General features: G+C 44.6%; 12 protein-coding genes, 3 tRNA genes and 1 pseudogene. 5 read left to right on the forward strand and 11 right to left on the reverse strand.

Features of this window, described 5'->3' with window-relative positions; genetic code table 11:
• The first annotated feature begins 65 nt into the window (after positions 1–65).
• Positions 66–1,267 (forward strand): annotated as a pseudogene (locus HB631_RS24930) (phage late control D family protein).
• Positions 1,268–1,336: 69 nt separating this feature from the next.
• A complete protein-coding gene (locus HB631_RS24935; protein WP_213993883.1) occupies positions 1,337–1,555 on the forward strand; it encodes an ogr/Delta-like zinc finger family protein in 219 nt (72 codons plus the stop codon).
• A gap of 234 nt (positions 1,556–1,789) precedes the next feature.
• Here the strand turns inward: HB631_RS24935 and HB631_RS24940 are convergent.
• From HB631_RS24940 to uvrY, 6 genes are all read right to left on the reverse strand, one after another.
• Positions 1,790–1,876, reverse strand: a tRNA-Leu gene (locus tag HB631_RS24940).
• Positions 1,877–1,894: 18 nt separating this feature from the next.
• Positions 1,895–1,968, reverse strand: a tRNA-Cys gene (locus HB631_RS24945).
• A gap of 34 nt (positions 1,969–2,002) precedes the next feature.
• Positions 2,003–2,077: transfer RNA gene (locus HB631_RS24950), tRNA-Gly, on the reverse strand.
• 167 nt (positions 2,078–2,244) lie between these two features.
• A complete protein-coding gene (pgsA, locus tag HB631_RS24955; protein WP_213993884.1) occupies positions 2,245–2,793 on the reverse strand; it encodes a CDP-diacylglycerol--glycerol-3-phosphate 3-phosphatidyltransferase in 549 nt (182 codons plus the stop codon).
• A 59-nt stretch (positions 2,794–2,852) separates the two neighbouring features.
• Complete coding sequence (gene uvrC, locus HB631_RS24960; protein ID WP_213993885.1) at positions 2,853–4,685, reverse strand: excinuclease ABC subunit UvrC; 1,833 nt, start codon at positions 4,683–4,685, stop codon at positions 2,853–2,855.
• Entirely contained in the window at positions 4,678–5,334 is a 657-nt protein-coding gene (uvrY, locus tag HB631_RS24965) for a UvrY/SirA/GacA family response regulator transcription factor (protein ID WP_213993886.1), read from the reverse strand. Before uvrY ends, uvrC begins: the two co-directional genes overlap by 8 nt.
• 681 nt (positions 5,335–6,015) lie before the next feature.
• Between uvrY and HB631_RS24970 the strand changes: the two genes are divergently transcribed.
• On the forward strand, positions 6,016–6,240 hold the full coding sequence (locus HB631_RS24970; protein ID WP_213993887.1) for a DUF2594 family protein: 225 nt from the start codon (positions 6,016–6,018) through the stop codon (positions 6,238–6,240).
• A 127-nt stretch (positions 6,241–6,367) separates the two neighbouring features.
• Positions 6,368–6,712 (forward strand): GlpM family protein, encoded by a 345-nt coding sequence (locus HB631_RS24975; RefSeq protein ID WP_213993888.1) that lies wholly within the window; start codon positions 6,368–6,370, stop codon positions 6,710–6,712.
• Between the two features lie 452 nt (positions 6,713–7,164).
• Here the strand turns inward: HB631_RS24975 and HB631_RS24980 are convergent, their stop codons facing one another.
• Positions 7,165–8,196: an AraC family transcriptional regulator gene (locus HB631_RS24980; RefSeq protein WP_213993889.1), complete on the reverse strand. Its 1,032-nt coding sequence runs from the start codon at positions 8,194–8,196 to the stop codon at positions 7,165–7,167.
• 892 nt (positions 8,197–9,088) lie between these two features.
• Here HB631_RS24980 and HB631_RS24985 point away from each other — a divergent pair.
• Positions 9,089–9,295 carry a hypothetical protein gene (locus HB631_RS24985; RefSeq protein WP_213993890.1) on the forward strand — a complete coding sequence of 69 codons (207 nt, stop codon included), beginning with the start codon at positions 9,089–9,091 and terminating at the stop codon, positions 9,293–9,295.
• 150 nt (positions 9,296–9,445) lie between these two features.
• Here HB631_RS24985 and HB631_RS24990 read toward each other — a convergent pair whose 3' ends face one another.
• From HB631_RS24990 to HB631_RS25005, 4 genes are all read right to left on the reverse strand, one after another.
• On the reverse strand, positions 9,446–9,742 hold the full coding sequence (locus HB631_RS24990) for a hypothetical protein (protein WP_213993891.1): 297 nt from the start codon (positions 9,740–9,742) through the stop codon (positions 9,446–9,448).
• Entirely contained in the window at positions 9,742–10,368 is a 627-nt protein-coding gene (locus HB631_RS24995) for a glycoside hydrolase family 19 protein (RefSeq protein ID WP_213993892.1), read from the reverse strand. Before HB631_RS24995 ends, HB631_RS24990 begins: the two co-directional genes overlap by 1 nt.
• Before the next feature lie 1,175 nt (positions 10,369–11,543).
• Entirely contained in the window at positions 11,544–13,334 is a 1,791-nt protein-coding gene (locus HB631_RS25000) for a hypothetical protein (protein ID WP_213993893.1), read from the reverse strand.
• Between the two features lie 14 nt (positions 13,335–13,348).
• Entirely contained in the window at positions 13,349–14,356 is a 1,008-nt protein-coding gene (locus HB631_RS25005) for a tyrosine-type recombinase/integrase (RefSeq protein ID WP_213993894.1), read from the reverse strand.
• Between the last annotated feature and the right edge of the window lie 2 nt (positions 14,357–14,358).

Genomic DNA, 14,358 nt, shown 5'->3' on the forward strand with positions numbered 1-14,358 from the left:
TCGTTAATGAAGCGGGCCGGAACGTTGGCGGATAAAGTTAAAACCAGCATGGGCGGAATATTTTCATGATAAACCCCTCCCCTGTCTTAACTGGCAACACAGTATCATCCACTGCCCCCGCCTATTCAGCCGATCATACGCTGGCCCCTGATTTTCGGCTGACAGTAGATGAAAAGGACATAACTGCCAATTTGCGGCCCCGGTTGTTATCGCTGACGCTTACCGATAATCGCGGGCTTGAAGCGGACCAACTGGATATTGAGCTGGACGACGCTGACGGTCAAATACAGCTACCGGGACGCGGCGCGATAATAAAGGTGTTTTTAGGTTGGCAAGGTGAAGCGCTGATCGGCAAAGACAGTTTTACTGTGGATGAAATAGAGCACCGCGGGGCGCCCGATATTTTGACTATCCGCGGTCGCAGCGCGGATTTTCGCGGTTCGCTGAATTCAAGCCGCGAGATCTCTTATCACGAAACCACCCTTGGCGAGATTATCAACCAAATCGCCGCCAGAAATAATTTGGAGCCTGTGGTGTCAGACGCACTGGCGGCGATCCCTATCCCACATATAGACCAGACGCAGGAAAGCGACGCGGCGTTTATTACCCGCCTTGCCGAGATGAATGGCGCTGTGGCGGCGATAAAGGCCGGACGACTTATGTTAATTCTGCCGGGTTATGGTAAGACTGCGTCCGGAAAACCCATACCGCAAATATTAATACAGCGTCGTGATGGGGACCGGCATAGTTTTTCCATTTCTGATCGGGAAGCCTATACCGGCGTGACCGCAACGTGGCTGCAGACCAAAGATCCAAAGCCCCAAAAGTTAAAGTGACGCGTGTTAAAAAACAACCCCATCTACGGGCTCTGCAACATCCAAAGAGTAAAGTGAACAAACCAAATTCGTCGAAAACGCCAGAGGCCAGAACGGGAGAATATCTGGCGGGAGACGATGAAAATGTTTACGCCATTTATACCGTCTATGCCAATAAGGCCGCTGCCGTACGTGCAGCCCAGGCAAAGTGGAATAAGCTGCAACGAGGTGTGGCTGAATTCTCTCTTTGTCTTGCCCTGGGACGTGCTGATCTTTACCCAGAAACGCCGGTGCGGGTAAGAGGATTTAAGTCAGTCATCGACCAGCAGCCATGGATTCTAACCAAGGTCATTCATCAACTGAGCGATAGAGGCTACACGACGTCGGTAAATATGGAAGTTTCTTTGTCAGGTATGCATGAAGGGGCTATGGAAATCGGGGTAAATAATTGAAATACAATTCACAATTTTGAACTTAATGATAAAATCCACAGAACATTAGCCACTCTCCAGGAGGTATTTATGATGCACTGCCCTATTTGCCGACGGGTAGCCCACACCCGATCCAGTCGTTACCTCAGCGAGAGTACCAAGGAACGTTATCACCAATGCACGAACATTAATTGCGGCCATACATTTGTAACTATGGAATCATTCACACGTTCAATTATGACTCCAGGTATAACTGATCCTGCCATTCCCCACCCCACGACCAAAAATAAGAACCTTATCACTGCTTAAAAACAGCCTGCGAAAGCAGGTTTTTTTAAAATCAAATTGCGCACGCCCTCGCAACTTTTCAGGCCATTTCAGGCCAGTTTTTTTCTGTTTTTGCTGTATAAAAAATAGGCGTAGACACTTTGTAGTCATTTTGTAGTCATTTCGGGGATTTTGAGAAATTGCGGGCATAAAAAAACCGTCTCTCGACGGCATCAATGTTACTCATACTGCTTTGTTTTTATTACGAATTCTGTGTGGTACCCGGGACGGGACTTGAACCCGTACAGCCATAAAGCCGAGGGATTTTAAATCCCTTGTGTCTACCGATTCCACCACCCGGGCGTCGGGAAATTCAATACTTGGAGGCGCGTCCCGGAGTCGAACCGAGGTAGGCGGATTTGCAATCCGCTGCATGGCCACTCTGCCAACGCGCCTTTACTGCCTTAGATCAAGGCTTCGTTGTACATCTGGAGCGGGAAACGAGGCTCGAACTCGCGACCCCAACCTTGGCAAGGTTGTGCTCTACCACTGAGCTATTCCCGCATCGATGAAACCACTTGACAAACCAGCAATCAAACTTGCTGTTTTTACTATTATCTTTAAGCAATCGGTCGTTGCTTTCGATGCGTTGCATTCTACTGACCTGACGTTACGAGTCAACAGAATTATCGCGCCGCGAAGCTCGTTTGTTGATTTTTACGGCGCTTAGATCAGTGTTCAAACAAATCATGGCGGGCGGCGTTCAAATACTGGAACATTGACCAAAATGTCAATACTGCCGCAACGTACAATGCTGCAATGCCTATACCCGCTATCCACTGATCCGGACGCCACAAAAGGGCCACCAATGCCAGCATCTGGGCAGTGGTTTTGACTTTACCGATCCAGGAAACCGCCACGCTGCTGCGCTTACCGATTTCTGCCATCCATTCTCGCAGCGCGGAAATGATAATTTCCCGGGCGATCATGGTGGCGGCCGGCAAGGTTATTAACCACGAATGGAAATGTTCGGCCACAAGCACCAGGGCGATGGCTACCATGACCTTATCCGCCACCGGATCCAGAAACGCGCCGAAACGGGTAGTCTGCTTCCAGCGCCGGGCAAGGAAACCATCAAACCAATCGGTTACCGCCGCCAAAATAAAGATTAGCGCGCATGCCAGCGGTGCCCAATAAAAGGGCAGATAAAACGCCAGTACGAAAAACGGTATCATTACGACACGTAACAATGTAAGCCAAGTCGGTATATTCAATTGCATAGCACTATAGGTAACTGTCTGGCTGGAGTGGAATTAACGAGTATGTTGCTACATTGCCGTTAGTGTTTCAATGCATTAAATATTTTTTCTGCTAATGCATTCGAAATACCGGGCACCTTAGCAATCTCCTCGAGACTGGCGTTCCTTAAAGGCTGTAAACCGCCCATGTATTTTAACAGGGTTTGACGACGTTTGGGGCCGACACCCTCAATTAATTCCAGAGCGCTGGTATTTTTCACTTTTGCACGTTTGTTGCGATGGCCTGTGATGGCGTGATTATGCGAATCATCACGGATATGCTGGATCACATGCAGGGCGGGGGAATCGGAGGACAGGGAAATCCCTTCGCCATGAGGTTTCAAAAACAACGTCTCCAGACCCGCTTTCCGGTCTGCTCCTTTGGCCACGCCAAGTAATATAACGCGGGATTTATCCCAGGGAACGTCAAGTTCGTTGAAAACATCAATGGCCATGCCCAATTGGCCTTTGCCGCCATCGATGATCACCACATCCGGAATCTTACTCTCCTCGAGTGCCTTGCCGTATCGCCGGCGCAAGACCTGGGACATGGCGGCGTAATCGTCACCAGGCGTGATGCCTTCAATATTAAAGCGCCGGTATTCAGCGCGCACCGGCCCGTTGGAGTCAAACACCACACAAGAGGCGATGGTCTGTTCACCCATGGTATGGCTGATATCAAAACATTCCATCCGGTTAATGGCTTCCACTCCCAAGAGTTCCGCCAGGGCCTTCAGCCGCTGATGAATGGTGGACTGCTGGGAAAGTTTAGTGACCAGAGCGGTGGAAGCATTGGTCCGAGCCAGTTTCAGATACCGGGCGCGGTCACCTCGCGGATGCGACTGGATATGGATTTTACGTCCCGCCAGGGAGCTCAGGGATTCGGCTAACAATTCACTCTCCGGTAGTGAAAAATCCAGCAGAATTTCGCCAGGCAAGGTCCTCATCTGGCTACCCTGTAAATAGAACTGGCCGACGAATGTCTGAACCACTTCAGACAGCTCGGTACCCAACGGCACTTTAGGGAAATAACTGCGGCTGCCCAATACTTTGCCCTGCCGGATGAATAGCACATGCACACAGGCCATACCCGCCTCAAACGACACGCCGATAACGTCCAGATCCTCATGATCCCCGGTAACGAACTGCTTTTCGGTTACCCGCCGAACCGCTTGGATCTGGTCGCGGGCGCGGGCAGCGTCTTCAAAGTTTAATGCCCGGCTCGAAAGCTCCATCCGTTCCACCAGTTGATTCAGGACCTGTTGATCTTTGCCCGAGAGGAACAAACGCACATATTCCACCTGCTGCTGATACTCCTCGTCGCTCACCAGCCCTTTGACACATGGCCCGAGGCAGCGACCAATCTGATATTGCAAGCAGGGACGGGAACGGTTGCGATAAACACTATCCTCACACTGGCGAATGGGGAAAAGCTTTTGCAGCAATGCCAGTGTTTCCCTGACGGCATAACCGTTGGGGAACGGACCAAAATATTCACCTTTGGCGTGTTTGGCGCCGCGATGGAAACCCAGCCGCGGATGAGTGTCGCTACTGAGAAAAATCAGCGGATAGGACTTATCGTCCCGCAGCAGGACATTGTAACGGGGCTGGTACAACTTTATATAGTTGTGCTCCAGCAGCAAAGCTTCCGTCTCGGTATGGGTAATGGTGACATCTATTTGAGCAATGTTTTTAACCAGGGCTTCGGTTTTACGGCTGCCAACCTGAAGGCGAAAATAACTCGTCAGACGTTTTTTCAGGTCCTTTGCTTTGCCGACATAGATGACAGTCCCCGCAGCATCATACATACGGTAGACGCCGGGCTGACTGGTGACGGTTTTGAGGAATTCTTTTGAGTTGAAGCTGTCAGTCACTACTTAACAATGTCTCCGCGTTGAACAGCCCGTGACGAATCGCCAGGTGCGTTAACTCAACATCACCTCCGATGTTAAGTTTACTGAACATCCGGTAACGGTAACTGTTGACCGTCTTGGGACTCAAATTGAGCTGTTCGGAAATTTCATTTACCTTCTGGCCCTTGGTGATCATCAGCATGATCTGCAATTCACGCTCCGAAAGACATTCGAAAGGCGTCTCAGTCTGGGGCTCAAGCTGACTGAGTGCCATCTGCTGTGCTATGTCCGAAGCAATGTAGCGCTTGCCCGCATTAACGGAACGTATTGCACAGATCACCTCCTGGGGTGCCGCGGCCTTGCTCAGGTAACCCGCAGCTCCAGCCTGCATGACTTTGGCAGGTAGTGGATTCTCCGTGTGAATGGTCAGCATAATGACTTTGATGTCTGGAGAAAAGCGTATAATTTTTCGAGTTGCTTCAAGCCCACCAATGCCGGGCATGTTCATATCCATTAACACAACATTCACACAGTTCGTCCGGCACCATTTCACCGCGTCTTCTCCGCACTGAGCTTCGCCAACGACTTTAAAGCCTTTGATATCTTCAAGAATGCGTCGTATTCCTGCACGCACCAATTCGTGGTCATCAACGAGAAAAACGCTTATCAAAGATAAAATCTCCAAAATGAGGGAGTGACGTAAAGCGAATCAAATATTTAAGACTTAATATTACTACTTTTTAAGTAAATAATGAGTAAAGATTATCCACTTGTACTATAAAATTTAGCATCGCCATCTGCTATCCTTCATTTTAGACAGATAGGTTATCTCACCGCAAGGGAATTTCGTTAAAAACAGTTGACCGGTTCACTTTACTGTAAGACCGCCCTACCCGTACCTATGCCTGTTTTAAATTCCTAAAATAATTTTTCCTGATGGAAAACAAAATATTAATAGAAAATACATAATTAATACAATGGGTTATTAGTAGAATAAAACTCTGAGGTTTATTATAGATTTTGCCGTTCGCTATCGATTAAATTAATAACCCATTTTAATTAGTTATTACTTTTAATCTACCCATGAAATAATCTCTCCGGCAGTTAATTTGCCCCGTTCCCCATGTCCCCTCTTCCATCATGCGAATAAGAGATCTTCGCAAATTTTTTGAAAGAGCCGCCGCTTTGCTGACAAGCGAGTTCGGTTTTGTTAAATTTCCCAAACAAATTCTGCTATAATCGCCGCTGAAATCAAGGAAGGGTGGCCGGAAATTTCGCGCCATATCCGTACCGACAACACATCCGTAACGACGACACATTCGTAACGGCAACAACGCAACGAGGCGACTCTATGGGTAACGTTGAGTTTTTAACCGACAATGACGCAAACACATTGGCACAGGAAGTGAATTGCCTGAAAGCCATGCTGACATTAATATTGAAAGCGATGGGCCAGGCTGATGCTGGCAAGGTTATCATCAAAATGGAAAAGTACATTGCGGAGCTTGAAGATCCAGCACAAGCCGAGGTATTCAACAACACCATAAAGCAGATCAAATACGCATACCGACAGTAGCGCTGCCGGCAAGGATGCCGTGGTCTTGACAATTTTTCCGCAAGCCACGGTATGCCCGATGTGGGTGTCCAGCCAAACATTAACTGTGTTACATTGTCCGCCAGGATATGCCCATAGGCTAATGATAATGAACCTGCTGCTCAAGGCGTTAACCGGCGCCCTTGTTGTACTATTAATCGCTTTGTTGTCGAAAACACGAAACTATTATCTGGCAGGCCTGCTTCCCCTCTTCCCCACATTCGCCCTGATTGCCCATTATATCGTTGGCACCGAACGTGGTCTGGATGCACTAAGAACCACAATCTTATTTGGCATATGGGCGGTTATTCCTTATCTGGTATATCTTGTTTCCCTGTACTTTCTTATCGGGTCATTAAGGTTACCTTATGCACTGATAAGCGCCGTACTTTGCTGGTCCATCGCCGCCTGGCTGCTCATCCTGTTCTGGCAGCGCTGGTATGGTCTAGATTAAATTATTATCACGCTAAATATCTCTTTTTCCTATCATTTAAATGATATCATCAATACTGCTTGTAGACAAAATCACCTATAATCAAAAAAACACCAGGAGTGGCCTATGAACAGGATACTATTTGTCGTCTGTCTAGCCTTATCGAGTTCTTTACTTACAGGCTGTGTCGAACCTCGGCATACTTCCGCGCCGGTGCCACAAGGCAGTCCACAAAATGTGGGGGGATGTACCTGCACAAGCTTAATCAATTGCTCCTGCGCCTCCACCGCCGCACCCTAATTTTTTTTAGCATAAGTTTTTAATATGGCGCTTTCCGCTACCGAGGGGCGAGTGCTGTTTATCAGGTTAAAAAAACGACAGGAATAAGCTCTCTTTGCCCTGCAAACAATACGCGCTCACCTATTATCCATAAAGGCATGCATTTTTATGGAACAAAAAAATCATCCAATGTATTACAGGGAACGCAGCCAGATCACCTGCGACTCATTCATATTTTCCAAGGCCCAAAGTTCATGGTGTTCCTTTCTGGCTTGATTAGGCGTCATGCCGTAGGTTGTCAGGAAAAGACGGTTGAAGGTCGCGGGTTCAAACTGCCAATAATAGGCAATTTCGGCTATTTTCCACTGACGGTAATGTGGACTAAGCAGCATCCGAGTCGCCGCCACGATCCTTTTTTTGCGAATATGTGCGATTATACCGCCAAAGGGTTCGAAGAGCCGATACAAAGAGGAGCGGGAAAGGCCGAATTTCTGGCATATCAATTCTGAGGAGAGTGCGGGCAGCCGCAGGTTTTCCAGGATAAAATCACAGACCCTCGTGATAACATGTAATCTCGCATCCATCATTATGGGTTGGATCGGCGCGTGGGATGCCCTAATGCCGCTTATAATAAAATCTATAACGGGCCTGGCAACTTTATTGACTTCATTATTGTTTAAATTAGCGCTGTGGTTCATTAGCGCGATGAGATTTGATGCGATTAGCCGGCTAAGGAAATCTTTTTGACGAATAATTTTACCATGCAACTGACAGCTGTTATCTATATCAGATAATAATACTCGCGGAAACGCTACATAAATAACATCCACAAAACTTGATTTATGCCCTGTTTTAAAACCCAGTTTAATAGGTTGGAGCAAATCTAATATGATAATATCACCGGGCTCAAGCTGTATAGCCAACCGGCCGGCTAATCCTTCAATTCCGCCATCAATCATAATCATCATGATAAAATGATCATTTAAATTATCATATTTATATGGCAGATTAATCAACTTTTGCTCGCTCGATCTAATATGCCCGCAAATAAAAACATCAAAATGGTGCGCTTCAACGCTCCAGGTAAACGTCTCCGCTTCAGTACGTGTAAAATCAGACTGCAGTAAGGCAGCATTCACACCGGAACGCCAGCGCTCAACTTTGGAGGTTACACCTTCAGAGGGTAAAGATTGGTCATAAATGATACGACCGCTGTGGTTAGTCATATGTGTGCATGATTGTCCGAAAGGGATCCTGTGATCCATAATAGCGGCGGTACTATTAAACTTGTATGACCTATATCTAAATTAGGATATTCCTGATTACAAATCATGAAAATAAATCATAATAATATGATTTTAATCAAGAAATTATGAATAGTTTTCCTTAACAATTTCTATAATTTTTCCCGCATTGCGCAGATTATAAGAAAAAATACTATAAGGATATTTTTAAAGATAAATCAGCAGAAAATATAATATTCATTATTAGATTCAGAATCATTAACCAATTCAGGCAATATTTATACTTTTTTTAGCACATGCAGATATGTTCTGAAATGAAAATACTTCATAGAGCCTTGGGAAAAATCTATTTTTTTGAACCGCCGCTCATCCTCGCTGAAAAAAGCAGTCAACTGACAAAACTAGGGCCAAGGAAAACCTATATGAATATCTTATGTTTAGAAAAGTCAAGATGTTATAAATAATCCGGGGATTGATAATTATTCAATGAGCTGATCTTGATCCAAAAGAGCTGCGATAAAACCTTATTACATAGACTTATATCTTCGCCATACTTCGGTAGAAAATCGGAAGGTCAAACCGCCCTTTTCTATCTGACTTTTCTGCACATTTCGCCACCTGCGCAGTACGCACTTACTTTTGCGCAGTAGTGCGCAGTTTTATTTTTTCAGGAAGCTTAATGTACCGGCGTCCAGTAGCGCAGTTGATTCCTTTGGACCCCCACCATGGCTTTGGGAAGATGTTCGTTTTGGCATAGTCGGCGAGGAATTTTTTTGAGCTACCCCTAGTCCGGTTTTGCCTTTGTTTATTCCTAATGCTTCGTCAAAAGAAAGATAAAGGCTGATATTAAAAATTAACACACAGGAGAGTTGATATGTTGCCAGAGGTCAAAAAAAGATTACTAGCATTAACGAATGATAATGTCAGGGAAGTGAAAATTGCGGCCATTCAAGCGTTGGCAGAATCAGCCGATCCCGAGCCTGAGATTATTGAACGCTTTTTGCTCCTATCTAACGACATGGTAAAAGAAGTAAAAGTTGCCGCGACTATCGCGCTCGGCAGAATCAACCGTCTACTGTAATCCATCATCACAAGGGCTAATTTTGATTAGACCTTGTGATAACGCCCCCCATTATAGAGGTGACGAAAAGAGCCGCCCACGACTGTGACGTGTTCTTTACCACCAAGCCCGGCAGTACCAGTAAAATCCAAAGCCGCCGCCAGGTATGTTTTAAGGATGAGAAATATTTCCGTTATGGTTCCCGCCTGGGGTTTGCGATGTCATTTCATTGCTGACCGTGCTAATCCGCTTATTTTCGAGGTCATGGTGGATGCTTTGCCGTTTGCCTATTTGGTCGTTTGCAATGACAGCGGCAAAATAGGCAATGAGCATGGTGTCGGTAAGCGTACCTCTGTACGCTTGCCAGATAATAACGCCGGTCACCGTAATGAAGCCAAGACCCTTCATCCATTTGCTTAATGAAGGCCGTTCGTCGCCGGCGCTGTTGAACACGTCAAGGATTGGCATCAGAGCAGCACCTTGCAGGAGACTTGATACCGGGCCTGCCGATCGTTGAAACCGTTTGTTCCGCCGTTGATGCGCTTCGTCAGCCCCAGCATATCTTTAGCGTCTGCGAATGCATTGCAGCCATTGGCATCCCAGAACCACCCGGCGGAACGAGCAACGTTTGCGTCTTCAAGGAGAGAATCAGGGTTGGCAATCAGGTCCAGGCCGAGCTTTTGACCGCAAGCGAGGTAGTTGTCATGGAAGGTGACCTGCTTCAGTCCGCGGCCCCGATATCGCCAGCCATCTCCGTCAAGCTGGTTACCGTAGCGGCCACCGTAAACGATGTTTGCTATTGCCATCTGCCGTTGAGGCGATAACGCCAACTCCCCGGTTTTTCGGCCAAGCTGTTCGCGTTGCGCGGCGGTTAACCTGTCGCCAAAGATCGTTAATCCGACAACGGAGTAATTAAATGACTCGGACAAGGTGGTAAATCCGGCTGATTCCGTTCCGATTTGCGCTATGAATGCAGCCTGACGCAATCCCGTGTCTATACCGAATTCATCCATGGTGTCGGTTAGGAGTTTAAACCAACGAGCAGCGAGAGAGGGCGTCAGATTTGCGGCAAATCGAAAGTTATCTTGATTCATTTTCTGTCGTCCTTCGCCTCTTGTTTGACTTTCTTGATAGTGCTGCCGGGCAAACTGACAAACGGTGTTTGAGGCCGATAAGTGTCTTATCCTGGTCTCTGACATTGCGCCATTTGAATTCCCCTGGCGTCTCGCCGATCGGTCCTGTGGCTTTAAACAGGTCGGAAAGCGTCGATTTTTTGTGTCACTGATTAGGTAAATAAATATCAGCGCAGGCAGGCCAAAACAATCGCATTAAATAGCACAGGTGCAGCAATTAGCAGTGGGGGTTTAGGTCAAATACGCTTAAGAGCACGCCTTCTCCATAATAAAAGGTATTTGTGTTCCTCCAGCATAACCATGCCGCGTTTGACCCCCATCCCTCAACTTGTCGTTACCTTCGAATCCGGTTATTGCCGGTAAAACTCCAGCGCGGCAAAAGCAGGGACAAACTCTTTATTTATCAGTCCACCGGCGCGTGTGCAAAAAGGCTTGGATACCTGTAGGCACGGATAAAATCAACTGCGCGTCGAAAAGATCGCCAGCGGTACCTTGAGCGCAAATTATTAACTGGTATATGACAGATTTGGCAATGTAGGAGAAATTGGTCAACCCGGCAGGATATGAACATCGTCGTTGGATATTTTTTCATCAAACGTCGTATATAAAAGCCGATGGTAATACAGCTTCGACAGTAAGAAAAACAAGAGTTGACAGTAATAAAGCTTGGCAGTCTGTTTTGCGACGGGTAGGAATAGAAAACCTACGTTTTCATGATTAGAAACGACTTGAGTTAGTTGGTTAATTAAATCCGGTATTTAATTATCTGCATGGTAAGAATTGGATGGATGAAAATTGGCCGAAATAGGGACAAGATATACACATTTATCGCCGATTCATTTATCTGAGCATGCGAAGCAAATTCATGAGATACTTCATACAACAGCACAAATAAGGAACAAGCAGGAAAAAGGATTAAAGAAGGTGGTTCAAGCAGTTGTTATTGTTGGTGGGTCGTGCAGGGTTCGAACCTGCGACCAATTGATTAAGAGTTTTTGATAAAAATAACTTAAAATCAACACATTACACAATATATCTTTACTTTAGAAACGATAAACCACCATATGAAGCTTTTAAATGATGATTTATCGCCATTTGATCGCCATAAGTCAAACTCGAAATTATTATCACCGAAATCATGCCATTTTTTTAACAAGTAGGTTTGTGGATTTTTTAATTTTTTGATTCAATAATAAACCAACTTCCCCCTGTTCTGCAAAACTTACGGATTTATTATTTATTTGAATGTCTTCTAGAATTGCTTTTTGATAAACATCTCCGTCTCGTATTACTATTTCCATACCTTTTTCTACTCTGATGCCATTTATGTCATCAATTATAGCCACCATACCTTCTTTAAATAATTTTGATGGTTTCCCAAGCGATAAAAACGAATTAGCGGTCAGATCAACGAGACCAATTTCATGCAATTGCTCAATTACGTTTTTTTTATTTAATATGCCGGCTTCTATTAAAAAAAATGATTTAAATAGTTCGTATGTTGTAAGCAATCCTCTTTCGGCAAGTTCTGCATCTCTGATTTGAGTTGTAGTAAAAGGAGGATTAATTCTTGTCTTTGGCGGGATATAACGCTGATGATTTACAATATATAAAGCGTCTACATCAAATTTGTTTCTTTCTTTACACCTTCTATGCATGATTTTACTGATTTGAGCACAATCATTATCCGTTGAAGTTCCACCAACCCCTTTCACTTCAATGATTAATAATCCTTTATCAGTCTCAATTTGTAAATCTTCTTCAAGTAATTCATTGTTTGTGTTATCAACATCTATAATATCAACATAGCCAAGCCAATTCAAAAACTTTGATACTGCACTAACTAGATTATCACCCGTTTCAAAGATCATCTCATGAAGAAACTTAAAATTTTCATGATTGGTATTAATCTTCTCATCTATTTTTTTATTTTCAAGAACAAATCTATTTTTAAGTTCATTTTTTTGTTCCAATAACTTTTTTTCATTTGGAAGGAAATAGTCATCATTTTCTAACCATTTAAATTGCCCTGAATACGGGAAGATCTTAGGGCTAACGCTAGGTAAATAGACATCGAGTAGTTCCTCTAAAAAATCACTTTTATTAGTAATATCTGGAAAGAAATACAAGGTACTATTGCCTGCTAGCAACACAAACGAAACGATCTCATCGTTAGAATTCAAAAGCAATGGAATAAAATATGAAGCTTTCTCAAATTCACCAATATTACTATACTGCATTGGATGTTGAAATACGTTATAATACGCACCATTTGAAACATGCTTTTGAAGTAATTGATCTATAAACGTCTCATCATTAGTTAATTTCATTTTTTTTCCGAAGCGCCGGAGACTCGATGGCATTTTCTTTAAAACGCTTATATTATCCAATGGTCCTATCTGATCGACTCGCTCTTTAGTACCTGTATAATACCTCATCTTATAAACTTCACTGGTAAATGACCCTAAAAAGACAATTACAATCTTCTCATTTTTGAATATACTTTCAAACTCTTTTGCAATAAGGTCTAATGCGAATGGTTTCGGGTTATAGGTACTTTTAGGATGTTCGCAAATTACCACAATATCCTTATCGGTCCGTTCTTTATTTTCAAATTCCACTGTCTTGTTGCTGGTCAAATCGAATATAAAAACATCATTTTCATGCAAATTAGGTGGAACACACGGCTCATACAAAACTTCTTGATATTGATGTTCGAGTAGTACTGGAAGGGTTACACATGAGCCTAAACTTGCGGTAGTAAAATTCAAACCCATCGAGGCCAACTTAATCTCAACATCCAGAGAAGGATCAAATAACAAAATACTTGGCATATCAATTTTAGCTATGTTTGTATTATTACTTTCATATTCTTTACTAGTAATTATATTTAAATCTTTAGGGCTCTTCTTAGATTTAATGAACACTTCATATCATCCTTTCATACTGACATCAATGGATTATATCGTATCGCATCTTCTAAATGTTCTGGTGAAAAATGCGAATACCGCATCGTCATCTTGATATCGGTATGCCCTAAAACCCTCTGCAATACAAGGATATTTCCACCATTCATCATAAAAAAGCTGGCAAACGTATGCCGTAGCACATGGGAGCTTTGCCGTGCCGGTAGTTTTATGCTTGTGCGTTTCAAGGCTGAACGAAACGCCGCATAGCATGACGGGAATAAGCGACCACTTTTTTGTGGTAATTGGTTATATAGTTCTTCGCGTATGGGCACGCTGCGATTGCGTTTGCCTTTTGTTTTCGTGAAAGTAACCTTGTGAGGAATAACCTGCGAACGGGTCAATTTTTCTGCTTCTGACCAGCGGGCGCCGGTAGCCAGACATATCTTCACCACAAGGCTTAATTCGGGGACAGTGCTTCGAGCGCAGGCATTGAGTAGTTCTTCAACTTGCGGCTTGGTCAAGAAAGACATCTCCTGCTCGGTGGTGCTGTACAGCCTGATATTTTTTAATGGATTGTCCTTTTTCCATTCTCCACAGCGCATAAGCTCATTGAATACCGCACGCAGGTAGGCCAGTTCAATATTTAATGTCCTGGGTGATACGCCCTTCTTTCTCGTGCCGCGCAGGATTTCCCCTTTGAGACGTTTTTCTCTATAGCGGGAAAACGCCTTGGCATCAAAATCTACCGCCTTGGGATCGCCAAGGTCGCGGCACAGATTCATTAATACCTTCAACCGGTTCTGGTAGCCATTCAGCGACACGCCATAAGCACCGGCCCATATTTCCACTAAATCAGAAAGCGTGCGGTTATCTCTTTTTTCGCCCAACCAGGGTTTGACATCCACCTCCTCCATGATGAAACGCTCAAATGCCAGCGTTTCACCTTTGGTGGCAAACTGTTTTCTGATCCTCTTTCCCGTACGGCCATTCGGGTAACACTCACAAATCCATTTCCCTGTGCTTAATTTCCTGATTGTCATAC

The organism is Sodalis sp. dw_96 (assembly GCF_018449575.1).
Taxonomy (GTDB): Bacteria; Pseudomonadota; Gammaproteobacteria; order Enterobacterales; family Enterobacteriaceae; genus Acerihabitans.